20 protein-coding genes are annotated in these 24131 nt (G+C 72.9%); 8 read left to right on the forward strand and 12 right to left on the reverse strand.

Translation table 11 applies throughout. The features are described 5' to 3' along the window. Positions 1-29: 29 nt before the first annotated feature. The 6 genes from ACGF0J_RS23480 to ACGF0J_RS23505 form a co-directional block, all read right to left on the reverse strand. Positions 30-386, reverse strand: a complete 357-nt coding sequence (locus ACGF0J_RS23480) for a hypothetical protein (protein ID WP_393149087.1) — start codon at positions 384-386, stop codon at positions 30-32. 261 nt (positions 387-647) lie between these two features. Beyond that, positions 648-2513: an RNA-guided endonuclease TnpB family protein gene (locus tag ACGF0J_RS23485; RefSeq protein WP_393149088.1), complete on the reverse strand. Its 1866-nt coding sequence runs from the start codon at positions 2511-2513 to the stop codon at positions 648-650. Between the two features lie 123 nt (positions 2514-2636). Then, positions 2637-4706, reverse strand: coding sequence for a putative bifunctional diguanylate cyclase/phosphodiesterase (locus tag ACGF0J_RS23490; RefSeq protein WP_393149089.1), 2070 nt, complete (start codon positions 4704-4706; stop codon positions 2637-2639). Positions 4707-5295: 589 nt separating this feature from the next. Beyond that, positions 5296-5538 carry a hypothetical protein gene (locus ACGF0J_RS23495; RefSeq protein WP_393149090.1) on the reverse strand — a complete coding sequence of 81 codons (243 nt, stop codon included), beginning with the start codon at positions 5536-5538 and terminating at the stop codon, positions 5296-5298. A 176-nt stretch (positions 5539-5714) separates the two neighbouring features. Beyond that, positions 5715-7907: an NAD-dependent DNA ligase LigA gene (gene ligA, locus ACGF0J_RS23500; protein ID WP_393149091.1), complete on the reverse strand. Its 2193-nt coding sequence runs from the start codon at positions 7905-7907 to the stop codon at positions 5715-5717. A 185-nt stretch (positions 7908-8092) separates the two neighbouring features. Continuing rightward, on the reverse strand, positions 8093-9085 hold the full coding sequence (locus tag ACGF0J_RS23505) for a methionine synthase (protein ID WP_393149092.1): 993 nt from the start codon (positions 9083-9085) through the stop codon (positions 8093-8095). Positions 9086-9108: 23 nt separating this feature from the next. Here ACGF0J_RS23505 and ACGF0J_RS23510 point away from each other — a divergent pair, with 23 nt between their 5' ends. Further along, positions 9109-9741, forward strand: a complete 633-nt coding sequence (locus ACGF0J_RS23510; protein WP_393149093.1) for an MBL fold metallo-hydrolase — start codon at positions 9109-9111, stop codon at positions 9739-9741. Positions 9742-9765: 24 nt separating this feature from the next. Here the strand turns inward: ACGF0J_RS23510 and mnmA are convergent, their stop codons facing one another. Further along, the gene (gene mnmA, locus ACGF0J_RS23515; RefSeq protein ID WP_393149094.1) at positions 9766-10824 is read right to left on the reverse strand and encodes a tRNA 2-thiouridine(34) synthase MnmA; all 1059 of its coding nucleotides are present in this window, start codon (positions 10822-10824) and stop codon (positions 9766-9768) included. Between the two features lie 90 nt (positions 10825-10914). Here mnmA and ACGF0J_RS23520 point away from each other — a divergent pair, with 90 nt between their 5' ends. After that, positions 10915-11952: a DUF695 domain-containing protein gene (locus ACGF0J_RS23520; RefSeq protein ID WP_393149095.1), complete on the forward strand. Its 1038-nt coding sequence runs from the start codon at positions 10915-10917 to the stop codon at positions 11950-11952. Positions 11953-11996: 44 nt separating this feature from the next. On the opposite strand, the gene ACGF0J_RS23525 is transcribed toward ACGF0J_RS23520, so the two are convergent. Continuing rightward, a complete protein-coding gene (locus ACGF0J_RS23525) occupies positions 11997-13160 on the reverse strand; it encodes a cysteine desulfurase family protein (RefSeq protein WP_393149096.1) in 1164 nt (387 codons plus the stop codon). Between the two features lie 54 nt (positions 13161-13214). Here ACGF0J_RS23525 and ACGF0J_RS23530 point away from each other — a divergent pair, with 54 nt between their 5' ends. From ACGF0J_RS23530 to ACGF0J_RS23555, 6 genes are all read left to right on the forward strand, one after another. Continuing rightward, positions 13215-13733, forward strand: a complete 519-nt coding sequence (locus tag ACGF0J_RS23530; protein ID WP_393149097.1) for a TetR/AcrR family transcriptional regulator — start codon at positions 13215-13217, stop codon at positions 13731-13733. A gap of 293 nt (positions 13734-14026) precedes the next feature. Continuing rightward, a complete protein-coding gene (locus ACGF0J_RS23535) occupies positions 14027-15223 on the forward strand; it encodes an MFS transporter (protein ID WP_393149098.1) in 1197 nt (398 codons plus the stop codon). 176 nt (positions 15224-15399) lie between these two features. Beyond that, positions 15400-16320, forward strand: a complete 921-nt coding sequence (locus ACGF0J_RS23540; protein WP_393149099.1) for an ATP-binding cassette domain-containing protein — start codon at positions 15400-15402, stop codon at positions 16318-16320. Then, the gene (locus ACGF0J_RS23545) at positions 16317-17129 is read left to right on the forward strand and encodes an ABC transporter permease (protein WP_393149100.1); all 813 of its coding nucleotides are present in this window, start codon (positions 16317-16319) and stop codon (positions 17127-17129) included. Before ACGF0J_RS23540 ends, ACGF0J_RS23545 begins: the two co-directional genes overlap by 4 nt. A 17-nt stretch (positions 17130-17146) precedes the next feature. Continuing rightward, the gene (locus ACGF0J_RS23550) at positions 17147-18274 is read left to right on the forward strand and encodes a sensor histidine kinase (RefSeq protein WP_393149101.1); all 1128 of its coding nucleotides are present in this window, start codon (positions 17147-17149) and stop codon (positions 18272-18274) included. Next, entirely contained in the window at positions 18271-18876 is a 606-nt protein-coding gene (locus ACGF0J_RS23555) for a response regulator transcription factor (RefSeq protein ID WP_393149102.1), read from the forward strand. The genes ACGF0J_RS23550 and ACGF0J_RS23555 overlap by 4 nt, the downstream gene beginning before the upstream one ends. Positions 18877-18970: 94 nt before the next feature. On the opposite strand, the gene ACGF0J_RS23560 is transcribed toward ACGF0J_RS23555, so the two are convergent. From ACGF0J_RS23560 to ACGF0J_RS23575, 4 genes are all read right to left on the reverse strand, one after another. After that, positions 18971-19924, reverse strand: a complete 954-nt coding sequence (locus ACGF0J_RS23560) for an electron transfer flavoprotein subunit alpha/FixB family protein (protein WP_393149103.1) — start codon at positions 19922-19924, stop codon at positions 18971-18973. A gap of 19 nt (positions 19925-19943) precedes the next feature. Then, positions 19944-20723 carry an electron transfer flavoprotein subunit beta/FixA family protein gene (locus ACGF0J_RS23565; protein WP_393149104.1) on the reverse strand — a complete coding sequence of 260 codons (780 nt, stop codon included), beginning with the start codon at positions 20721-20723 and terminating at the stop codon, positions 19944-19946. Positions 20724-20947: 224 nt separating this feature from the next. Further along, on the reverse strand, positions 20948-22189 hold the full coding sequence (locus ACGF0J_RS23570; RefSeq protein ID WP_393149105.1) for a serine/threonine-protein kinase: 1242 nt from the start codon (positions 22187-22189) through the stop codon (positions 20948-20950). A 99-nt stretch (positions 22190-22288) separates the two neighbouring features. After that, positions 22289-24130 (reverse strand): serine/threonine-protein kinase, encoded by a 1842-nt coding sequence (locus ACGF0J_RS23575; RefSeq protein WP_393149106.1) that lies wholly within the window; start codon positions 24128-24130, stop codon positions 22289-22291. Between the last annotated feature and the right edge of the window lies 1 nt (position 24131).

A 24131-nucleotide genomic window follows, 5' to 3' on the forward strand; every position in this document is an offset into this window, starting at 1 on the left:
CACCCCGGGAAACACACCCTGGCCCGCCGTCACCCGTACAGCTCCCCCAACCCCACGGGCCGCACGTCCGCCTCCGAGGCCAGAGCGCCGTCGAAGCCCGCCCCGCTGTAGCACGCCAGCACGGTGTCACGCACGTCGTAACCCTTCGCGGCGAGCACCTCCCTGGCCCGCCTGAGCCGCGCGCTGTGCCGCGGGCCCATCCTCCTGCCCCACTTCACCTCGCCCAGTGAGAGCACCCGCCGGGGCTCGCCGGGCATCGCGGGCACGAAGACCACGACGTCCACCTCGATCTGCTCGCGACGCTCGGCGTCGGTGACCACTCCGGCCCTGACCTCTCCCGGCAGTTCGCCGAAGACGTCCTCGATCCGGGCGAACTGGCGGCACAACTCCTCGAAGTGCGGCCCACCACCTGGTCCTGGAAACGTCCCTGCGAGTCCGTCCAGACGGGCGCCGCCCGCCCGCTCTCCAGCAGCCCCCAACGAGGGCGCATCACGACCTGGTAGAACGTCACCAGCGGTTCGCACACGCGGTAGACCGAACGGGACGGGCGAAAGACGTCGGGCTCCCGCCGCAGCAGGTGGTCCTCCGAGGTCCTCCAGCACGTTGAGGTGGTGACTCCTCCGCTCCCTGAAGGGAGCGGCTTCTCGCTAAGCCGCTTGGGCGGCCTGGCGAAGGGCAAGCCCTGCCCTGAGGATGTTGGTCGCCGCGTTCACGTCGGCGTGCGCGGTGTGCCCGCACGCCGTGCAGGTGAACGCGGCTTGGGTGAGGCGGTTGTTCTTCGCGCAGTGCCCGCAGCGGGCGCAGGTGCGGGAGGTGTTGCGGGGATCGACTGCGATCAGCTCTCGACCGGCGCTTTCAGCCTTGTGCGCGAGGATCGTCAGGAACACCCTCCAACCCGCGTCGAGAATCGAACGGTTGAGGCCGGTTTTCTGCGCGACGTTGCGGCCGGGGGCGTCGATCGTGCCGGACGCCGAGCGCATCATGTGGGTGATCCGCAGGTCCTCGTGCACGATCACGTCGCAGCCGCGCACCAGCGCCAAGGCGGCCTTGTGCGCGCCGTCCACCCGCTGCCGCCGCACCTTGGCGTGCAACGCCGCCACCCGGGCGACCGCCTTACGGCGGCGCTTGGATCCCCGCTTCTTACGGGCCAGTTCTCGCTGGGCCGATGCCAGGCGGCCGGCGCAGGCGGCCAGGTGCCGCCGGTTGTCGATGTGGTGGCCGTCGCTGGTCGTGACCAGCGAGGCGAGGCCCAGGTCGATCCCGGCGACCACGCCCGTGGCGGGCAGGGGCTGCGCGGGCACGTCGTCGCACGACAGCACGACGTACCAGCGGCGGCCTTCACGCTTGACGCTGATCGTCTTGACCCGGCCCTTCACGGCCCGGTGCTGGTGCACCCGGACGTGTCCGACGCCCTGAAGGCGCACGAATGTGGCGGCCGGATGCTCGGGTTGGGAGTCCCACCGGCAGCCGTCGCCGTCCTTCGGCCACTGCACCGTGTCGAACCAGCCCCGGCCCTTGAAACGCGGGAACCCGGGCGTGCGCCCGGCTTTGACGCGGTCGAAGAACGCCCGGAGCGCCTTGTCCAGGCGGCGCAGCGTGGCCTGCTGGGAGGAGAACGACCACCGGCCCTGACCCTCTGGATCGTCGGCGCGGATGTGCTTCAGTTCCGCCGACTGATCGCCGTAGCGGACACTCACCCCGGCCCTGGCGTAGGCGGTGCGCCGGTGCTCCAGAGCGGCGTTGTACAGGGTTCGGTGGTCGTCCAGGCATGCTGTCAGGGCGGCGGCCTGCCTGCTGGTGGGACGCAGCAGGAACTTGAACGACCTGCGCACACCCACCTCCCACACTCGGTAACGACGCGACCACGGTACCGACAGGCACCGACCAAAACCCGGAAGGAGACCCGTGATGCGCAGACCTGGCGGGTCAGGGCACGCTCGGGCCTTGACGGCCCTCCCGCTCCCGATTCCCCCGGCGGCTGAAGCCGCCGGTCCCCTCGGGAGGCTCTGATGGCCGATGTCGGCGGCTCTGCGTCCGATGTATCCGGCGATCCCGCCCCGGGTGCCGTTGCCGGAGGCGACGGCGGCCAGCACGGAGTGGTAGAGAGCCGAGTCCCGTACGTCCGACTCCTCCACCAGGAGGTAGCGGGCCTCACGGAACAGCGGCGTCCCCGGGTCGAGGACGGTCCGCTGGACCCATGCGTCGAAGTCGTCGAGCCCCTGCGGCGTGTCACCACCGACGAACCGCAGGTAGGCGGGCGTGCCACCGACCACCGCGTGGGTGCGCACCGCCAGCCGGGGGTCCGTGATCCGCCAGTGGTCCGCCGCCGTACGGTGGTCGAACGGGCGCACCACCAGCTCCAGCGACGCCCGCCCACGCAGCGGCGCGCTTCCTGCCAGGAGGCGCCCCATCACCGACATCGCCGATCCGCACAGCAGCAGGGAGACGTGGGCGTCCCGGGCGATCGCCCGGTCGATCTCCCGCTGGATGATCGACGGAAGCGCGGGCGGCACCTCCCGGCGGCGAACCTGGCCAGATGGCGCCACTCGAAGTCACGGGCGAAGAAGCGGTCCGGCTTGGGGATCACGGGCCGTCCCAGATATCGAAGTGCACTTCGACGAAGTGCACTTCGATCGTCAGGCCGTCTGGGTGACCTCGGGGCGGTAGCCGTACTCGATGTCGGCGCCGGCGTGGCGCTCCTGCAGCCAGGCCGTGGCATCGCCGGGAGGCATGGGGCGGCCGAACAGCCATCCCTGCCCCAGGTCGCAGCCCATCTCGGCGAGCCGCAGAGCGACCTCGTCGGACTCGACCCCCTCGGCGACCGAGCGCAGGCCGAGAGAGCGGACCAGGTCGACGATGGAACGCACGATCCGGGCGTCGTCCTCCGACTCGGCCATCCGCCGGACGAACGACGCGTCGATCTTGACTTCCGAGACGGCCAGGCGCTGCAGCCGGATCAGCGACGAGTAGCCGGTGCCGAAGTCGTCGAGGGCGAGCGGCACCCCGAGCGCCGCCAGCGCCTTGACCGTCTCGTGCAGGTAGGTCTGGTCACCCATGAGGATGCGCTCGGTGACCTCCAACTGGATCGCCGCCGGTGGCAGGTCGTACTTGGCCAGGCCCCGTTCGAGTTGCTCCGGCAGGGCGGAGCCGAGCAGGTCACGGGCCGAGACGTTCACCGAGACCCGCACCCGCAGGCCCGCGCGCCACCAGCGGGCGGCCTGCTGCAGCGCGGCGTCGATGACGTACGCGGTGAGCTGGCGCATCAGATAGGACTGCTCGGCCAGCGGGATGAACTCCGCCGGGGCGATCGGCCCGTACGCCGGGTGCCGCCAGCGCAGCAGGGCCTCCACCCCGTGCACCGTGCCGCTGGTGAGGCAGACCTTGGGCTGGTAGTGCAACGCCAGTTCGCCGTTGTCCACGGCGCGGCGCAGGTCGCCCAGCAGGTTGAGGCGTTCGGGAGAGTTGCGGTCCTTGTCGGGCTGGTAGAGCTCGACGCCGGTGCGCCCCTCCTTGGCCAGGTACATGGCCACGTCGGCGCGCTGGAGCAGCAGCTCGAAGTCGGGCGCGTGGTCGGGGTAGAGCGCGATGCCGACCGAGCCGTCGAGGTCGAACGTCATGCCCTCCAGGCGTACGGGCTCGGTGAGGGCGGCCCGGAGTCTGGCCGCCACCTCGCGGGCCGCGTGGGCGTCCCTGATGGACGGCAGCAGGACGGCGAACTCGTCACCGCCGAGCCGCGCCACGACGTCGCCGGGCCGCACGGAGTGGGTGAGCCGGTGCGCCACCATCTGCAGCAGCCGGTCGCCCACCGGGTGGCCGAGCGTGTCGTTGACCTCCTTGAACCGGTCGAGGTCGAGCAGGAACAGGCCGACCCGCTCCTCCTGGCGGGCCTCGGCCAGCGCCTCCTCGGTGCTGACGATCAACATCTTGCGGTTGGGCAGGCCGGTCAGCTCGTCGTGCATCGCCTGGTGGTCGCGACGCATGGACAGCGTCGCCGTGAAGTAGACGGCCGCCAACGGCGCCACGAACAGCGGCACCAGCTCGGGCGCGCGGCTCATCACGACCACGACCAGCGGCGCGAGGCCGAGCAGCCCGGCGTAGACGAGGCTCTGCGGGCCCAGCGACGCCCTCAGCACCCGGGTGATCGAACGCCGCTCGTGCAGCGCCACCGCCCCGCTCACCAGCGCGGCGCGCACGGCGAAGTAGGCGACACCGGCCAGCCCCATCGCCGGAAGGTCGCCGCCGGACGGCACCCACGGCACTTCGGGGGCGGGCACGATCCCGAACACGCCGAGCACGGCCGCGGCGGAGGTCAGCGCAAGCGTCGACTGGGCGGTGTTGAACAGCACCCGATGCCACGCCTTGCGGGTCACCACCCCGTTCAGAACGACGGCGACCGTCTGCATGAGCACCGCCACGGGCAGCCCGAAGTGCAGCAGCACGGCGAAGGTGAACATCGTCGAAGGGTAGGTGCCGCCCACCTGCGTCGCCGACGACACCATGACGGGGCGCAGCTCACCCAGGATGACCAGCACGGCCAGCACCCAGAACAGCGGCGTGCGGGCGAGCTCGGCCAGCGGACCCGGATCGAGCCCGAGCATGGCCGCCACCAGCGCGGTGAAGCCGATCACGGAGACTCCCGCGAGGTAGGCCCACAGCGGCGTGCCGACACGTGGCCCTGTGTCGCGGGTGTCGGTTGGGTCAGTCATCGGTAAACAGAACCCCCATCAGGTCACTATGGGAGGGTACGACCTTTACCCCACTTCGCGAAACCGAGCGCGTACGTTCTGTCACTTCTCCTTTCGGACATATGCCCAGAAACAACACTGCGTAGACAGCATATCGACGCTCTGTACCTGAGGGGCGGGTTTTCACCCCTTTTGCTGCCCTGGCGGGAAAAGTCGGCGGACAGTCCCGTCCGGAGTCCGCTCCTGAGTACCCGCCCCGAGGGGTCAGGGATTCCCGGTCACCGCGCCGGCGCCCGCCCTCGCACACGCCGACAAACCATCGCGAACCCCACCACCGCCTCGGACCCCCGACCGTTGAACCTCACGAAACCCGTGGACGTGCGTGGCGTCGGACGTCACAAGCTCTGCGAGCATCGGACGTCGCGGGTCCCATCAGGGCCCCGGGCATACCGGGACGCCCGGCCCGCCCCCGCGCCGCCCGACCCGTTCGCGGGCGACACCCTGTCCGGGCATGGTGGAGTGCCTGGTGGGAACGAGAACCCGGGCGTGACCGAGGGCCCAGGCGTGACCGAGCGCCCAGGCGTGACCGAGCGCCCGGGCGGCGGCTTCGTCACACCTCGGCGTGGCTGACCGGAGAGACGTCACGACGCCGAGCAGGAACGGTCGGCTCTGCCTGATGCCGCTGACTGTGGCGAGGGGAGGCCACGATCTCGGCGCGGCTGTCGTGGCCGAAGCCGTGCCCGGCGTCGGAGCCGTGCCCGGCGTCGAAGCCGTGGCCGCGGCAGTAGCCGTTGGTGACGATCAGCCGGGCGCGAGCGGGCGTGTAGGCGCTGGCATGCAGGGCGATGGTCACGCCCTGGCACCTTGAGCAGATGGTCGGCTGTTCGACTGTCATGAAAGGCCTTCCGGAGAGACGCGAGCCCTGGCTGGATGGGGCCTGCCCGCGAAACGCGATCACACACCCGTCGGCGGCCCTTCAGGCCGGGGGTGAAGCGGGCCCTCCCGTGCAGCGGGGCGAGATCCCCGATGTCATCCCGGGTCGTCGTCGGGGGTGAGGGCTACCGCTGCGGCCGCCTCCGGACCGTCCTTGAGGAGGACCTCGAAGCCCTGCTCGTCGAGGATCGAGACTCCCAGGCTGACCGCCTTGTCGTACTTGGATCCGGCGTTCTCCCCCACGACCACGAACGACGTCTTCTTCGACACCGAGCCCGCGACCTTGCCGCCCCGGCTGGTGAGGGCCTCGGCCGCGCTGTCGCGGGTGTAGCCGTCGAGGGTGCCGGTCACGACGAAGGTGAGGCCCTGGAGGGTCTGCGGCCCCTTCTCCGGAGCGGGCTCGTCCTCCATGCGCACCCCGGCCGCCCGCCAGCGCTCGATGATCTCGCGGTGCCAGTCGACCGCGAACCATTCGCGGATGGTGGCGGCGACGCGGGGGCCGATGCCCTCCACGGCGGCCAGCTCTTCCTCCGAGGCGTTCATGATGGCGTCCATCGAGCGCATCTGGTCGGCGAGGACGCGGGCGGTGGGCGGCCCGATGTGGCGGATCGACAGGGCGACGAGCACCTGTGCGAGGGGCCGCTGTTTGGCCTCCTCCAGCTCCTGCATGAGCGTGAGCGCGTTCTGGCTCGGCTGGCCGTTGATGTTGGAGAAGAACGAGACGACCTTCTCCTCGCCCGTCTTCGGGTCGATCTTGGGCAGCCCGGTGTCCTTGTCGCGCACCACCGACTTGATGGGGATGAGCTGGTCGAGCGTGAGGTCGAACAGGTCGGCCTCGGTGCGCACGGCCGGCTGCTGCGGCGGGAGCGGCTGGGTGAGGGCGGTGGCCGCGACGTAACCGAGGCCGGTGATGTCGAGGGCGGTGCGCCGGGCGGCGAAGAAGATGCGCTCGCGGATCTGCGCCGGGCAGCCGCGGGCGTTGGGGCAGCGCAGGTCGGCGTCGCCCTCCTTCTCGTAGGCCAGCTCGGTGCCGCACTCGGGGCAGTGGGTGGGCATGACGAACTCCCGCTCGGAGCCGTCGCGCAGCGCCGTGACCGGGCCGACGATCTCGGGGATGACGTCGCCCGCCTTGCGCAGCACCACCATGTCGCCGATGAGCACGCCCTTCTTGACCACGACGGCGGCGTTGTGCAGCGTGGCCCGCTCGACCGTGGAGCCGGCCACGACGACGGGCTCCATCACCGCGAACGGGGTGACCCGGCCGGTGCGCCCCACACCCACCTGGATGTCGAGCAGCTTGGTGTTGACCTCTTCGGGCGGGTATTTGTAGGCGATCGCCCAGCGCGGCGCCCGCGAGGTGGAGCCCAGCTCGCGCTGGGTGCGGAAGTCGTCGACCTTGACGACCACGCCGTCGATCTCGTAGGGCGGGTCGTGCCGGTGCACGCGGTAGTGCTCGATGAACTCGTTGACCTCGTCGAGGCCGCGCACCACCTGGTAGAGGTCGCTGACCGGCAGCCCGAACGAGCGCAGCCGTTCGTAGACCTCCGACTGGGCGCGCGGCGCCGTCGCGCCCTCCCACACGCCGACCCCATGGACGATCATGCGCAGTGGGCGCTGGGCGGTGATGCGCGGGTCCTTCTGGCGCAGGGTGCCGGCGGCGGAGTTGCGCGGGTTGGCGAACGGGGGCTTGCCCTGCTCGATGAGCTGCTCGTTGAGCTTGGTGAAGTCGTCGACCGGGATGTAGACCTCGCCGCGCACCTCGACCAGGCTGGGCACGTCGTCGCCCGTCAGCCGGTGCGGCACGCCCTTGATCGTGCGGACGTTGGCGGTGACGTCGTCGCCCGTGCGGCCGTCGCCCCGGGTGGCGCCGCGCTCCAGCTTGCCGTCACGGTAGACGAGGGCCACCGCCAGCCCGTCGATCTTGAGCTCGACCAGGTAGGGGCCGGGGTCGCCCTCGGCCAGCCGCTCGGCCCTGCCCTGCCAGGCGGCCATGTCGGCCGCGTCGAAGGCGTTGTCGAGGCTCTCCATGCGGGCGAGATGCCGGACCTTGGCGAAGTCGCCCGAGACCGGCGCGCCCACCTTCTGGGTCGGCGAGTCTGGCGTCTGGAGCGACGGGTGCGCCTCCTCCAGGGCGAGCAGCTCCTGGAACCAGCCGTCGAACTCGGCGTCGCTGACCGTCGGCTGGTCGAGCACGTAGTAACGCCAGCGCGCCTCCTCGACCAGCTCCGTCAGCTCGGCGTGCCGCTTCAGCGCGACCACCGGCACGCCCCCGGCGCTTGGCTCGCTCACGCGAGTCCTCCTTCACTCTCGCCGCGTCCCCGACCTGAGGAAACGTTATCGCCCGGCACCGACAAGAACGGCCCAGGGAACCCTCATGGAAGCGCCCGCGAAGCGCCACGGGTCCACCACGTGACCGCCGGCCGGGCGGCCCCGGCCGCCCCCTCGCCACCCGGGGCGGCGTCCGGGCGGAGCGGTCAGCGCTCCCGTGACTCGCCGTCCGGGTCGTCCCTGAGCACCTGCGCCGCCTTGCGGCAGACGGCCAGCGCCGCCCTGGCGTACGCCGGCGACGCCCCCGCGAGCCCGCAGGCCGGGGTGAGCGTGACCTGCCCGGCCAGCCGGTCGGGCGAGAAGCCGAGCCGCCGCCACAGCTCCAGCGCCGGCTTGGCGACCACGTCAGGACCGGGCAACCGGGTGTCGGTGCCAGGGACGACGCCGAGCAGCAGCGCCATGCCGGCCTCGACCGCCTCGCCCAGGGCGTCCTCGTCGCGCCGCCTGACCAGCGAGGCGTCCACGGACACGCCACGCACGCCGGCCCTGCGCAGCACCCCGTACGGCACGGCGGGCGCGCAGCAGTGGACGACGGGGTCGGGGAAGGCGCGCAGCGACTCCTCCACCCGCCACTCCTCGACGGCGGCCAGCCGCCCGAACCCGGACGCGGTCGGCACCGTGCCGGCCAGCGCGCCCGGCAGGCCCGGCTCGTCGAGCTGGAGGACGACCTCGGTGACGCCGGGCAGCCGCCGCCGCACCTCCGCGACGTGGTCGGCGACGCCCTGCGCCAGCGAGGCGGTCAGGTCGCGCACCGCGCCGTGGTCGGACAGCATCTTGTCGCCGTGGCGCAGCTCGACCGCGCCTGCCAGCGTCCACGGCCCGCACACCTGCACCTTGAGCGGCCCCTCGTGGGCGTGCCCCGCCTCCTCCAGCCCGTCGAGGTCGCGCCGGAGGTGGTCGACGGCCCTGCGGTGGTCGCGGCCGGGGCGGTCGGTGAGCCGCCAGCCCGACGGCTGCACCTCCACCGGCAGGTCCACCAGCAGCGCGGCCGTCCGGCCGACCAGGTCGGCGCCCACGCCGCGGGCCGGCAGCTCCGGCAGGTAGGGCAGGCCGGGCACCTCGCCGAAGACGACGCGCGCCGCCTCCAGATGATCTCGTCCGGGATGTGACCCGACGCCAGTGGCTTCCCACGTCAACATGGGACAAGCGTAGGCTCTCCGGAATGAGACTCACGAAGTACGGCCACGCGTGCGTGCGAGTGGAGAAGGACGGCAAGGTCCTCGTCGTGGACCCGGGCACGCTGAGCGAGGCGGAGGCGCTCGACGGCGCCGACGCGGTGCTCGTCACCCACCAGCATTTCGACCACCTCGACGTGGAGCGCCTGAGGTCCGCCTCGCCCGAGCTGGAGGTGTGGACCTGCGAGGGCGTCGCCGGGGAGCTGTCCGGCGTCCCGGCCAAGGTGCGGGTGGTGCGGCATGGCGACGACTTCACGGCGGCGGGTTTCGCGATCCGGGTGTTCGGCGAGTGGCACGCGAAAAACCACCCCGACATGCCGATCGTCCAGAACGTCGGGTTCCTGCTCGATGACGAGGTGTTCTATCCGGGTGACGCGCTGACGGTGCCGGACGTGGAGGTGCCGACGCTGCTGGTGCCGACGCACGCGCCGTGGCTGAAGGGCTCGGAGATGGTCGAGTATCTGCGCACCGTGCGCCCGGCGCGGGCGTACTCGACGCATGACGGGCTGCTCAACGACGTCGGTCTGTCGCTCGTGGACAACTGGCTGAAGCTGGAGTCCGACAAGCAGGGCGCCGACATGCGCAGGCTGGCCGTGGGCGAGTCGATCGACCTGCCGTAGCGGGGTGGTCAGGCGGCGGAGCGGTCAGGCGGCGTGGGCGATCGTGGCGGATCCGATCACGGTCGAACCCGTGTAGAGGACGGCCGCCTGGCCCGGGGCCACTCCGGTCGCCGGCCGGTCGAGGTCGATGCGCAGCCGGCCGCCCGACTCCTCGATGCGGCACCCGTAGACCTCGCCGTGGGCGCGGAGCTGAACGGTCAGGTCGTCGAGGACGGACGGCCCGTTCCAGAGGGGTGGTCCGCAGGTGATGGACGTGACCTCCAGCGCGGAGCGCGGCCCGACGGTCACCGTGTTGGACACCGGCTCGATCGACAGCACGTAGCGCGGCCTGCCGTCGGCGGCGGGCCGGTCGATGTGCAGACCCTTGCGCTGCCCGACGGTGAACCCGTGGGCCCCCCGGTGGCTGCCGACCACCTCGCCCTCCTGGTCGACGATGGGGCCCTCGGCGGAGCCGAGCCGCCCGGCCAGGAAGCCCCGCGTGTCGCCGTCGGCGATGAAGCAGATGTCGTGGCTGTCGGGCTTGTCGGCCACGGTCAGCCCGCGCCTGGCCGCCTCCTCGCGCACCTGCGCCTTGGTGGAGTCGCCCAGCGGGAACATGGCGTGGCCGAGCTGCTCGCGGGTGAGCACGCCCAGCACGTAGGACTGGTCCTTGCCCGGGTCGACGCTGCGTGACAGCACGCCGTCGACGAGCCGGGCGTGGTGGCCCGTCGCCACGGCGTCGAACCCGAGCGCGAGCGCCCGGTCGAGGACCGCCGCGAACTTGATCTTCTCGTTGCAGCGCAGGCACGGGTTGGGCGTGCGGCCCGCGGCGTATTCGGCGACGAAGTCCTCGACCACGTCGCGCTGGAAGCGCTCGGCCATGTCCCAGATGTAGAACGGGATGCCGATCACGTCGGCGGCGCGGCGGGCGTCGCGCGAGTCCTCGACCGTGCAGCAGCCCCGGGCTCCCGTGCGGTGGGATTGGGGGTTGGCCGACAGGGCGAGGTGCACACCTGTGACGTCGTGACCGGCCTCGGCGATCCGAGCGGCGGCCACGGCTGAATCGACGCCGCCCGACATGGCGGCAAGCACACGCAGTCCCATGACCGTTCCAGAGTACTGTCCGATGGAGGGTGCGCTTCGCGCGGCGCCCAGGCGCGCTCCCCCGCGCCCTTTCTGGAAGGATGCACGGCTATGCGACTGTTCGGCCGCAAGGGCGACGTGGAAGATGACGGCATCGCCGCGTTCTGGGCGTGGTGGGAGGGTGCGAGGCCCCGGATCGACGCTCTGTTGGCGGCGGGCGACACCGCGGGGCTGGCGGCCGAGCTGGGCCCGGCCGTGCGGGCCGTCCACCCCGACCTGGTCTGGGAGCTGGCTCCGGGCCGGGAGGCGGCGCACGCGCTGGTCGTGACGGCGGCGGGCGACGCGGAGCTGCGCCCGCTGGCGCACCGCTGGGTCAGGGCCGCGCCCACGGGCGACCTGCTGTGGGAGTTCCATCCGTCCCGTCAGGCCAACGCGCGGGCGCAGGAGCTGACGGTCGAGGTGGGCGGCGTCGAGGTGCCGGTGGGCAAGCTCGTGCTCGGGCTGCGCGCCCCGCTGGGCGCCTCCCGGGTGGACGTGGCCGCCTACCATCCGATCTTCGGCGAGCTGGACGAGGACGACCGCATGGAGGCGGCGCTGCTCGCGCTCGACCGGGTCCTGGGCGAGGACGAGGTGGCCCGCTGGGTGGGCGAGATCACGGCGGTGACGCACCAGCCGATCGACGCCGTGGCGGCCGTGCACCTGCCGGCGGTGGTCGCCGATCTGGCCTCCGGCTACGCGGAGGAGCAGTGGGCGTTGCTGGAGGGGCAGACGGCCTCGGGCGCCGCGCTGGTGGCCACGGCCAGGCATCCGCTGCGGCCGGTGGACTTCCCGCTGTACGACCAGCACGTCATGGTCACGTTGCCGTACGCGCACCGCGACGACGACGGCCTGCCCGCCGGGGAGTCGGTGGAGGCGCTGCGCGCGTTCGACGAGCGGCTGACGGCGCTGCTGGCCGAGCCGGCTGCCGCGGCCGTGCTCGCCGTGCACCTGAACGCGGAGGGGCACCGGATCGTGCACGTGTACGCCGACCCGGACGGTGACACCGCCGGGCGGCTGCACGAGCTGGCGGCGGGCTGGCCGGAGGGCCGGGCGCGCGTGGACGTGGCGGGCGACCCGGCGTGGAGCGCGGTCGTCCCGTTCGTCAGCTGACCTGTCGGGCGGGCCCGGTCAGCTGACCTGTCGGGCGGGTCCGGTCAGCTCAGGCCGGCGCGGCGGGCCCGCTCGACGGCGGCGGGCAGCACCTCGATCAGGCGGTCGATGTCGTCACGGGTCGAGGTGTGGCCCAGCGTGAACCGCAGCGACCCCCTGGCCGCCGCCGGCTCGGCGCCCATGGCCAGCAGCACGTGGGACGGCTGCGCCACGCCCGCCGAGCAGGCCGATCCGGTCGAGCACTCCACGCCCTTGGCGTCGAGCAGCATGAGCAGCGCGTCGCCCTCGCAGCCGGGGAAGGAGAAGTGGGCGTTGCCGGGCAGCCGGTGCCGGGGGTCGCCGTTGAGCACCACGTCGGGCACCGCCTGGCGGACGCGTTCGATGAGCTCGTCGCGCAGCTCGGTCAGGCGGCGGTGCTGCTCCCGTTGTTCCTTGACCGCGACGCGGACCGCGGCGGCGAACCCGGCGATGGCGGGCGCGTCGAGCGTGCCCGAGCGCACGTCGCGTTCCTGCCCGCCGCCGTGCAGCACCGAGACGGGGGTGACGCCCCTGGCCAGCAGCAGCGCGCCGACGCCCATCGGACCGCCGATCTTGTGTCCGGTGAGGGCGAGCGCGTCGGCTGCGGAGTCGGCGAACGACACCGGGAGCTGTCCGACGGCCTGCACGGCGTCGGTGTGGAAGGGGATGCCGTGGTCGTGCGCGATCGCGGCGAGCACGTGGACGGGCTGGACGGTGCCGACCTCGTTGTTGGCCCACATGACGCTGACCAGGGCGACGTCGTCGGGGCCGGCGGCGATGGCGGCGCGCAGCGTGTCGGGGTGGACCCGGCCGGCCTCGTCGACCGGCAGGAGCTCCACCTTCGCGCCCTGGCTGTCGGCCAGCCACTGGGCGGGGTCGAGGGCGGCGTGGTGCTCGGCGGCGCTCATCAGGATGCGCGTGCGCGGGGCACGCGCCCAGTAGAGTCCTTTGACGGCGAGGTTGTCGGCCTCGGTGCCGCCGGAGGTGAAGACCACCTCGCTGGGCCGCGCGCCGAGCGCGTCGGCGATGGTCTCGCGCGCCTCCTCCACGACCCTGCGCACCCGCCGGCCGGCCGCGTGCAGCGACGAGGCGTTGCCGACCCGGCCCAGTTGCTCCGTCACGGCCTCGATCGCCTCGGGCAGCATGGGCGTGGTCGCCGCGTGGTCGAGATAGGCGGGCGGTCTGCTCACCCGGCAAGGGTATCTCGTTTGCCGGTGTACCGTCCGGACGGTATAGTAGGCGGCATGAGAAGGGACGAGTTGCTGGACGCCGCGGAGGAGCTGCTCTGCGACCAGGGCTCCACCGCGCTCACCCTCTCCGCCGTCGCCGACCGGGCGGGCGTGAGCAAGGGCGGCCTTCTCTACCATTTCAGCAGCAAGGAAGCCCTGATCAAGGGGATGGTGGAGCGGCTCATCGCCGACTTCGACCAGCTCCTCATCGACCAGCCGGGCGACACCTACACCGAGCGCTACCTCAGAGCCACGCTGGCCGCGGTCCGCTCGGGCCGGCTGCGACGCTGGGCCGTGGTCACCGGCGCCTCGGGAAACCTCTATCTGCTGGCCCCGCTGCGCGAGGCCATGACCCGCTGGCACCGCGAGGAGCTGGCCGGCGAGCCCGACCCGACGGCGTCGCAGATCGTCCGCCTCGCCTGTGAGGGCCTGTGGGACGTGGCGAGCCACGACCCCGGGCTCAACACCGAGGACGACCTGGTGGTCCTGGAAGCCCGGCTGATGGCGCTGCTGAAACCGGAGGCCATGCCGTAGCACGGCGGGCGGGCCGACACGTCCCGCCCCCGCGCGCGGCCTGCCGACAGGCCCGCCTCCGGTCACCGGCCGCGGCCCTCCCTGCCGAGGGGAGCCTCCCCGCGACGCCGGGGCCGCCTTCACCCAGCCCTCACGAGGGGCTTCCCACCTTCGGGACGTCCGTCCCCCGCGCCCTGCCCCCGCCGCCGAGCCCGCGCCCACGCGCGAGTCGCCGCCCCATCCCCCACCGCCCGGGGCCGCCCGGCGGGCGCGCGCCCCACACCCCTGATCCGAGATTGTGAGAGGTACGAACGATGACGCAGGACCTGCGGACCGCCCGCTACGGCGCTGTCCTCACCTTTGTCGTGGCCGGACTGATGGTGGGCACGATGACGGTGCGCATCCCGGCCCTGACCGACAAGCTCGGCCTGTCGGAGTCGGCCGTCGGGACCATCCTGCTGGTGTGGGGCCTCGGCGCGCTGGTCACCATGCAGTCCATGCGCCGCGTCATGGCCCGTACGGGCAGCAAGACCCTGCTGCGCGTCGGCGGCCCGGCGACGGCGCTCGGCCTGGTCGGCGTGGCCTTCGCCCCCAACCTGCCGCTGCTGCTGGTGGCGGCGGCGTTCTTCGGCATGGCGTTCGGCGTGGTGGACATCGCCATGAACGCCCAGGGCTCCACGGTGGAGCGCGCCTACGGCCGGCCGCTGCTCAACGGCATGCACGCGGGCTGGTGCGTCGGCGCCATCGCCGCCGGCGGGCTGGGCAGCCTGTCCATCGCCTTCGGTCTGTCGTTCACCGCGAACGTCGCGCTCGTCGGCCTCGTCTCGCTGCCGCTCATGGTCGTCATCGGCCGGGCCTACCTGCCGGAGGCGCCCTCCACCGGGCAGGCCGGGACGGCGGCCCGCCGGCGCATGCCGCCGATCGTCTACCTGCTGGGCGCGCTGATGTTCTTCGCGTTCATGGTCGAGGGGACGGTCGCCGACTGGAACGGGCTGTTCATGCGCGACTCCCTGGGCGCGCCGGAGGCGCTGGCGGCGCTCGGCTACCCGGTGTTCGAGGCGGGCATGCTGATCGCCAGGCTGACCGGTGACCGGCTGCGCTCCCGGTTCGGCGTGCGGGGCATGCTGACCGTGTCCGGGGTGGCCACGGCCGGGTTCTTCGCCGTCGTGCTGGCGGCTCCGGCGCCGATGGTGGCGCTGTTCGCGATGTTCTTCGTCGGGCTCGGCGTCGCGACGATCTCGCCGATGACGCTGTCGCTCGCCGGCACCGCCACCGACAACCCCGGCCCGGCGATCGCGCAGGCCGGCGCCATGGGCTACGCCGGGCTGCTGCTGGGTCCCGTGGTGATCGGCTTCCTGTCCGACGTCACGTCGCTGCGCACCGCCCTCGGCATCGCCGTCCTCCTCGGCGTGCTGATCGCCGTGGCGGCCCGGTTCCTGCCGCGCGAGGAGCCCGCCCGGATCACCGTCCTGCCGCCCGCCGAGCGCGAGCCCGCCCGCGCGGCGGCCTGACGGTCGCCCGCACAGGGCCGCCCGCACAGGGCCGCTCAGAGAAAGGGCCGCTCGGAAGGGGCCGCTCGGAGAGGCCGGGGCCTGACAAATGTCATGGCCCGGCTCCGCACAAGTCCCGGCCGGCTGCTGAGATGGGCGACTGCCGGACAGGGGGCACGCACCGGCACAGTGAGGGCGTGAACACGACAGCGATCGAGGTGCGGGACCTGCACCAGCGCTACGACGACTTCGAGGCGGTCCGCGGGATCAGCTTCGAAGTCGCCCGCGGCGAGTTGTACGCCCTGCTCGGCACGAACGGCGCGGGCAAGACCACCACGCTCGACGTCCTGGAGGGCTTCCACGCGCCGACCGAGGGACAGGTGCGCGTGCTCGGCCACGACCCGCTGGCCGAACGGGCCGCAGTCCGCCGGCGGGTGGGCCTGGTCCTGCAGGAGGCCGGCTTCTACAAGGACCTGACCGTCGCCGAGACCGTGGACGCCTGGCGCCGCTGGACCCCGCGGGCCATGGAGCGCCGCGCCGTCCTCGACCGGGTCGGGCTGGCGCACCGGGAGCACGTCCGCGTCGCCCAGCTGTCCGGCGGCGAGAAGCACCGCCTGGACCTGGCTCTGGCCGTCCTCGGCCGGCCGGAGGTGCTCTTCCTCGACGAGCCGACCACCGGCCTCGACCCGGAGGCGCGGCGCAACGTGTGGGCGCTGGTGCGCGAGATGGTCGCCGAGGGCGTCACCGTCCTGCTCACCACCCACTACCTCGACGAGGCCGAGCAGCTCGCGCAGCGCCTGGCCATCATGCACGCCGGGCGGATCGTCACCGAGGGCACCCTGGGCGACGTGCTGGCCACCCGCGGCACCCGCATCGCGTTCCGGCTGCCGGGCGTGCGGCCGAGCGAGCTGCCCTACGTCCCCGGGCTGACGCGGCGCTCGGTCCGGGTGGACGGCGAGGCGTACATGATCGAGACGGACGAGCCGCAGGAGGACCTGCGGGTGCTGCTGACGTGGGCACACCAGCGAGGGTTGGGGCTGACCGGCCTGGAGGTGCGCCGGCCGTCGCTGGAGGAGGTCTTCCTGGAGGTCGCGGAGACGGAGAGGGTGGCGGCATGAGCGGGTTCGCGAGCTGGACGTCGATGGTGTGGGCGCAGGCGCGGCTCAACCAGACGGTGCTGCTGCGCCAGCGCGGACTCGCCTTCAGCGTGCTGCTGCTGCCCCTGTTCATGGCGTTCGCGTACACGAGCGGCGACGGGGGTGCCGGCGCCACGGTGAGCGGGGTGCCGGTGGCGGTGTTCGCCGCCGTGGGAGCCATCGCGGTGGTCTTCCCGTTCTCGTACATGACGATCAGCACGGGCATCGTGGTGCGGCGGGAGGAGCGCGTCTACAAGCGGCTGCGCGGCAGCGCGCTGCCCACCAGCGCCATCTTCGCGGGCGACATCCTGCACGCGACGCTCGTCGGAGCGGTACAGGGCGGGGTGATCCTGGCCTACGTCATCGCGGTGGTGGGGGCTCCCGTGCCGCGCAACATCCCCCTCATGCTGCTGGCCTTCGTGCTGGGGGCGGCGGTGTTCGCCGCGCTGGCGATCGGCACGTCCGGGCTGATCCCCAACTACGAGGTGGCCCAGCTCGTGGCGCTGCCGGTGCTGCTGGTCTGCATGTTCGGCTCGGGCATGCTGGTGCCGCTGTCGGAGCTGCCCGAGTGGGGGCAGCGCGTGGCCGAGCGGTTGCCGCTGACGCCCGTCGTGAGCATGATGCGCACCGCCTTCCTGGGCCGCGACTTCGGCCGGGAGGGCGCCCCGGAGGTCGGCTTCCTGGAGGCGTTCCAGGTGTCGGCCGCGGGACTCGGCGTCGCCCTGCTGTGGATCGGCGTGAGCCTGTGGTGCACCCGCCGCTACTTCCGGTGGGACCCACGCCGCGCATGACCGTAACCTTGGGGCCGATGAAGGCGCGCGTGGTCAGCACCAGGGTCATCGCCGGGGTGGCGGTGACCCTGTTCGCCGGGTCCATGGTGGCGATGCTCGCCGTGCCCGCCGCCGGCATGGCGATGGAGACGGGGTCCGGGTGGATCGTCCCGGTGGCCGCCGGCTTCGGCACCCTCCTGACCGTCTGCTACGCGCGGGTCCTGTGGGCCGCGTTCCTGCGCAGGCTGACCTGGCGGCACTGTCTCGACGTGGGCGTGGTGGCCGTCATCTCCTACGGCGTTCCGCTGTTCGCCGGGGTGAGCTGGATCGCGTTGCCGATGGCCTTCATCTCGGCGGCCTCGGTCGTCTTCACCCGCGCCGCCGTCACCTGGGCCGTCACGCTCGCGGCGACCGTCGCCGCGATCCTCGTGATGCTCGTCTCGGGGATGCCGCTGCCGCTCGCCCTGCCGATCGGGGCCGTGGCGATGCCCTTCATGGCTCCCACGACGTACGGCGTGGCCTGGCTGTGCCACGTGGTGGACGACCTGCGTGAGGCCCGGGCGGAGCTGGCCCGCCGCGCCGTGGACGAGGAGCGGCTGCGCTTCGCCCGCGACCTGCACGACACCCTCGGCCACACCCTGCACGCCATCGCGCTGCGGGCCGAGCTGGGAGAGCGGCTGGTCCGTACGAGCCCCGGCGAGGCGTGCGCCGAGCTGGCCGAGATCCAGCGGATCTCCCGCGCGGCCGTCCACGACGTGCGGGAGGTCGTGCGCGGCTACCGGGCGATGTCGCTCGACACCGAGCTGGCCGGCGTGGTCGCCGTGCTGGGCGCGGCCGGCATCCGCTGCGACCGGCCCGAGCTGCCCGCGGACCTGCCCCGCCACGTGCACGTGCCGCTCGGCTGGGTCGCCCGTGAGGCCGTCACGAACGTCCTGCGCCACAGCGCCGCGAGCTGGTGCGAGGTCACCGTGCACATCGAGGAGGACCAGGTGATCCTGGAGATGGTCAACGACGGCGGGCCGGCCGGCGCCAAAGTGGCGCGCGGCAACGGCCTGACCGGTCTGGCCGAACGGCTGTCGGCGGCGGGCGGCTCGCTGACCACGGAGGCGGGCGGCGGAGCGTTCCGCGTCAGCGCCGCCGTGCCGCTGGCCGGGGGGACCGCGTGATCAGGCTGCTGCTCGCCGAGGACCACCACCTGGTGCGCGGCGCGTTCGCGGCGCTGCTCGGCACCGAGCCGGGCATCGAGGTCGTGGCCGAGACCGGCCGCGGCGACGAGGCGGTCCGCCTCGTCGGCGAGCTGCGGCCGGACGTGGCCATGCTCGACATCGACATGCCGGGCCTCGACGGGCTCACCGCCGCCGAGCGGATCGCCGAGGTGGCGCCGACCTGCCGGGTGGTGATCGTGACCGGGTACGGCCGCCCCGGTTACCTGCGCCGGGCGATGGCGGCGGGCGTGCGCGGCTTCGTCGGCAAGGACAACCCGGCGGCCACCCTGGCCCGGGTGATCAGGCAGGTGCACGAGGGCGGCCGCTACATCGACCCGGAACTGGCCGCCGACGCCCTCTCCATGCGGGAGTGCCCGCTGACCCCGCGTGAGCTCGACACCCTCCGCGTGGCCGCCTCCGGCGCGCCGGTGTCGCGGATCGCCCGCGAGCTGCACCTGTCGGAGGGCACCGTGCGCAACTACCTGTCGTCGGCGGTGACGAAGCTCGCGGTGGAGAACCGCCACACCGCCGTCCGCCGCGCCCGCGACATGGGCTGGCTCTGACCCGGGCGGCGTCAGCCTTTTATGACACGTGGAATCCTCACATGACAGAGGACGCCGCACGATGTGCGGCGCCCTCTGTCTTCGTTCCGACCGGCTACTTGCGCTTGTTGATCTCCTCGGTGAGCTGCGGGACGACCTGGTTGAGGTCGCCCACGACGCCGTAGTCGGCGAGCTCGAAGATCGGCGCCTCCGGGTCCTTGTTGATCGCGACGATGTTCTTCGCGGTCTGCATGCCGGCCCGGTGCTGGATGGCGCCGGAGATGCCGGCCGCGATGTAGAGCTGCGGCGACACCGTCTTGCCCGTCTGGCCCACCTGGAACTGGTGCGGGTACCACTGGGCGTCGGTCGCGGCCCGGGAGGCGCCCACGGCGCCGCCCAGCGAGTCGGCCAGCGCCTCGATGACGGCGAAGTTCTCGGCCGAGCCGACGCCGCGGCCGCCGGAGACCACGATCGCGGCCTCGGTCAGCTCGGGGCGGGCGCCCTTCTCCTGCTTGACGCGCTCGACGATCCTGGCCGCCCGGGCGCCGTCACTCAGGGAGACGGTCACCTCCTCCTCGGCGCCGGCCCCGGCGGCGGCCTCGGGGGCCGTCGAGTTGGGGCGTACGGCGACGATCGGCGTGCCGCGCCGCACCCGCGACTGGACGTTGACGCCGCCACCGAAGATCGACTGGTCGGCCACGAAGCCCTCCCGCAGACCGACGGCGTCGGTGATGACGCCGGAGTCGGTCTTGACCGCGAGGCGGCCGGCGACCTCCTTGCCCTCGGCCGTGGCGGCCACGAGCACCGCGGCCGGCGACCTGTCGGCGACGAGCTGGGCGAGCAGCTCCGCCTTGGGGGCGACCACGTGGTCGACCACGTCACCGGAGCCGGCGACGTAGATCTTGTCGGCGCCGTACTCGGCCAGCTTGGCCTTGGCGTCGGCGGTGATGCCCGGGCCGGCCCAGACGGCGGCGGGCGTGCCGAGGGAGCGGGCCAGGGTCAGCAGCTCCAGCGTGACCTTCTTGACCTCACCGTCGACGTGCTCGACGAGAACGAGAATCTCCGACATATCAGTAAAACCCCCGTTCTCAGATGAACTTCTTGGAGGCGAGGAACTCGGCGACCTTCGCGCCGCCGTCGCCCTCGTCCTTGACGATGGTGCCGGCCGCGCGCGGCGGGGCCGGGGCGAACTCGACGACCTCGGACCAGGCCGCGCCGAGGCCCACCTGGTCGGCCGCGATCTCGGCGTCGGCGATGCCGAGCGTCTCGACCGGCTTCTTCTTGGCCGCCATGATGCCCTTGAAGGACGGGTAGCGCGGCTCGTTGATCTTCTCGACCACGGAGACGACGGCGGGCAGCGTGGCCTCGACCCGGTCGAAACCGTAGTCGGTGAGCCGCTCGATGGTGATCGAGGAGCCGCTGACGTCGACCTTGCGGGCGAGGGTGAGCTGCGGGGCGCCGAGCCGCTCGGCCAGCATCGCGGGCAGCACGCCGGTGCGCGCGTCGGTGGACTCCGAGCCGAGGATGACCAGGTCGAAGCCGATCTTCTTCAGCGTCTGCGCCATCGCGTAGGAGGTGGACAGCGCGTCGGAGCCGTGCAGCGCGTCGTCGCTGAGGTGGACCGCCTTGTCGGCGCCCATGGCCAGCGCCTTGCGGATGGTCTCGGTGGCCTTGCCCGGGCCCATGGTGAGGACGGTCACCTCACCGCCGTGGGCCTCCTTGAGCTTCAGGGCCTCCTCGACCGCGTACTCGTCAAGCTCGTTGACCACGCCGTCCACGGCGTCGCGGTCGAGCGTCTTGTCATCGGACCGCAGCTTGCGCTCGGTCGCCGTGTCAGGGACCTGCTTCACGCAGACGACGATGTTCATGGCCGGTGGCCGACCTCCCGTGTTCGCGTGCGCCGCCGCGACGGTGCGACGGGCGCTGGTTGCATGCTGTCCAGAGTGCCAGGTGACCTGTGGGCCTCCGACAGCGGGTGCGCGGGGTTCGCCCCGGCCTCCGCCGTCATGTTACCCACGGGTAGCTTCACCGCAAATCGTAACCCATCCCACCCTACCGAACTTTGTTCCGGTCCTGGATCCGCGACCGGCCGTCACGCCGAGAGCAGGAAGACAATGCCCGCCACCAGCGCGGTTCCCGCGAACAGCGCCAGCGTGAACGTGCTGAAGGCCGCGTTGAGCCCTAAGCAGAGCCCGGCGGCGCCGGCGATCCCCGCGAGATCGACCACGATCCGGCCACGCAGGTACGGGGCGCGGGCGAACAGCGCCACGCCCGCGTCGGCCACGACCGCCAGCGCGTACCCCGCCAGCAGGAACAGCGCCACCTCGGGCAGCGGCTCCCAGGCCGCGGCCGACAGCAGCGAGACGAACAGCCCCGAACCGATCACCCAGCGCCTGCGCACCTTCTCCCGGTGCCGCCCCCTGGTCTCCTCGGGGGAGCCCGGTCGCGCCCGGTCGCCGGGCCGCCACTGCCGCGTGTCCAGCTCGTGCACGTCGCCACCACGTGACCGCGCGACGCGCCGCCGAGGCGGCGGGACGGCCGCGGCCGGATCCACGCCCAGCCGTTCGCAGATCTGCGCGGCCGTGGGCCGCGCGGCCGGGTCGGCGGCCAGGCAGTCGCGCAGCAGCGGCTCCAGCCAGCCGGGGACGCCGTCGAGGTCGGGCTCGTGGTGCACGACCCGGTAGGCGACCGCCGAGGCCGGCCCCTGCCCGTACGGCCGGCGACCCGTCGCCGCGTAGGCCATCGTGGCGCCGAACGAGAACACGTCGGCCGCCGGGCCCGCCTCGCGCCCTTCGAGCACCTCGGGGGCCAGGTAGCCGGGTGTGCCCACCACCGCGCCCGAGGCGGTCACGGACAGCGAGTCGAACGCGCTGGCGATGCCGAAGTCGATGACCACCGGCAGCCCGTCGGCCATCATCACGTTGGCCGGCTTGAGGTCGCGGTGCACCACCCCGGCCTCGTGGATGGCCAGCAACGCGCCGGCCAGCCCGGCGGCCAGCTCGCGCAGGCCCGTCACGGGCACCGGCACGGCGCTGAGCGGCCTGCCCTGGACGTAGCGGGTCACCAGGTAGGGCCGAACCCCGTCAGCCGAGGCGTCGGATGAGGCGTCGAGTGAGGCGTCGAGCACCTCGGCCACGTGCGGCCCGCCCACCCGGCGCATGGTCTCGACCTCGCGCGCCAGCCGGGCCAGCGCCCCGGCGTCGGCCACCACGTGCGGGTGCAGCACCTTCACCGCGACCGTGCGGCCCTCGGGGTCGAGCGCCAGGTGCACCTCGCCGAACCCGCCGGATCCGAGCCTGGACAGGAGCTGGTACGGGCCGAGACGATCGCTCATACCCCATCCTTCCCCCCGAAGGCGCTCCGGGACTCCCCTCCGATCAAGGTCGCCCGCCCGACAACCCGCTCAGGGGCGGGCCGCCCGCCCGCCACCGGTTCAGGCCCAGGGAGCGAGGAAGCCCAGCCCCAGCGAGTCGAGCAGGGAGCCGATCAACCCGCTGATCAGCCCGACCACGCTGTCCTGAGCGCTCCTCGTCAAGTCCTTGATCGCGTCGTCGGGCGGCTGCCACGGCGCCCACACCGTGTTCTGGCCCAGCGCGAACATCACCGCGAGCAGCGCGGCCGTGCCCACGACGAGCAGGGCCACCGTGGCGGCGCCTGGGCTGCGCAGCACACCGGTCAGCGTGCGGGTGACGGCCTGGCGCGGCGCACCCCCGCCCGGCAGCAGGAACAGGCCGGCCGAGAACGCGCCCGCCGCCCAGGCGGCCGCCTCGTTGACGCTCATGCCGCCGCCCCAGCGCAACAGCCCCCAGGCGCACACCCCGAACAGCATCGCCAGCGGCACGTGCACCAGCGTCACCAGCGACGCCTTCACCAGTGCCCAGGGCGTGCCGACGAGGACGAGCAGCGGGTCGGCCGCGCTGGAGCCGCGCACCTGACGCCGTTTGACGAGGTCGCCGAAGAGGTATTCGCCCACCCGCAGCACCAGCGCGACGGCCACGGCCACCGCGCCGACGGTGACGGGCATCATGACGGTCAGGGCGACCAGCGTGACCAGCAGCAGCGCGCCGGTGAGCCCGCTGCCGACCGGGTAGCGCTTGCGCTCGCCGGGCGGCGTGTAGGGCGGAGGAGAGGGGCGCTGCCGGGCGGCGGCCTGCCGCCGCGACTCGCGCGTGGGCTGCGGCGCGGGCGGGGCCGTGACCGGGCGGTGGGCCGCCGGGGCGGGATAGCCCGCCACCCGCTGGTCGGGGCGCGGCGCCGGCCGGGCCGGCATCGGCGCGGGCACGTAGGGGGGTGGCCGCTCCTCGCGGCGCTCCTCCCTGCGCTCCTCGCGGCGCGGCTTGGGCCGGTCGTACTCGACCGGCGGCAGCAGGTCGGAGAAGGAGTCCATCACCCGCGTGCGGGTCGACAGCTTCTTCGTCGTGCCCTTGGCGGGCGGCGCCTCCGGCGGCGTCTCGTTGAAGGTGGTCACCGCCGGGTCGAGCGCCCGCGCCATCCGCAGCAGCTCCTGCGCGCTCGGCCGGGCCGACGGCTCGACGTCGAGCGCCCGCGCGAGCCAGCCGCGCAGCCAGGCCGGCGCCTTGTCGAGCTGGGCGCGGCCCTCCATGATGTTGAAGCAGACCGCCTCGAACGTGCCCGTGCCGAACGGCGGCCCGCCCGTCGCGGCGAAGAACACCGTCGAGGCCAGCGCGTGCACGTCGGCCGCCTGGGTGATCTCCGTGTCGCGGATGATCTCCGGCGCGAGGTAGCCGGGCGTGCCGACGAACATCCCGGTCTGGGTCAGCCGGGTGGCGTTGACCAGATGGGCGATGCCGAAGTCGATGACCAGCGGCTCGCCGTCCACCAGCATGACGTTGGACGGCTTGAAGTCGCGGTGGATCACGTCGGCGGCGTGGATGGCCACCAGCGCCTGGCACAGCCCCTGGGCGAGCTTGATGACCTCGCGCGCCGGGAGCGTGCCGTCGGTCAGCACCGTGTCCTCCAGCGTGCGCCCGGGCGCGAACCGGGTCACCACGTACGGCTGGCCCCCGACCAGCTCGGCGTCGAGCACCTCGGCCACGTGCGGGCTGCGTACCCGGCGCATCGTCTCGACCTCGCGGGTCAGCCGGTCGCGCGCCTTGAGATCGGCGGCCACGTGCGGGTGGAGCACCTTGATGGCCACCTCGCGGCCCTCCGCGTCGACGCCGAGGTGGACGACGCCCATGCCGCCCTCGCCGATCTTCCGCACCACCCGGTAAGGACCGATCCGCTCCGGCGCCTGGGTGTCGCCCCCGCTCATC

It is taken from the genome of Nonomuraea sp. NPDC047897 (assembly GCF_043204415.1).
Classification (GTDB): Bacteria; Actinomycetota; Actinomycetes; order Streptosporangiales; family Streptosporangiaceae; genus Nonomuraea.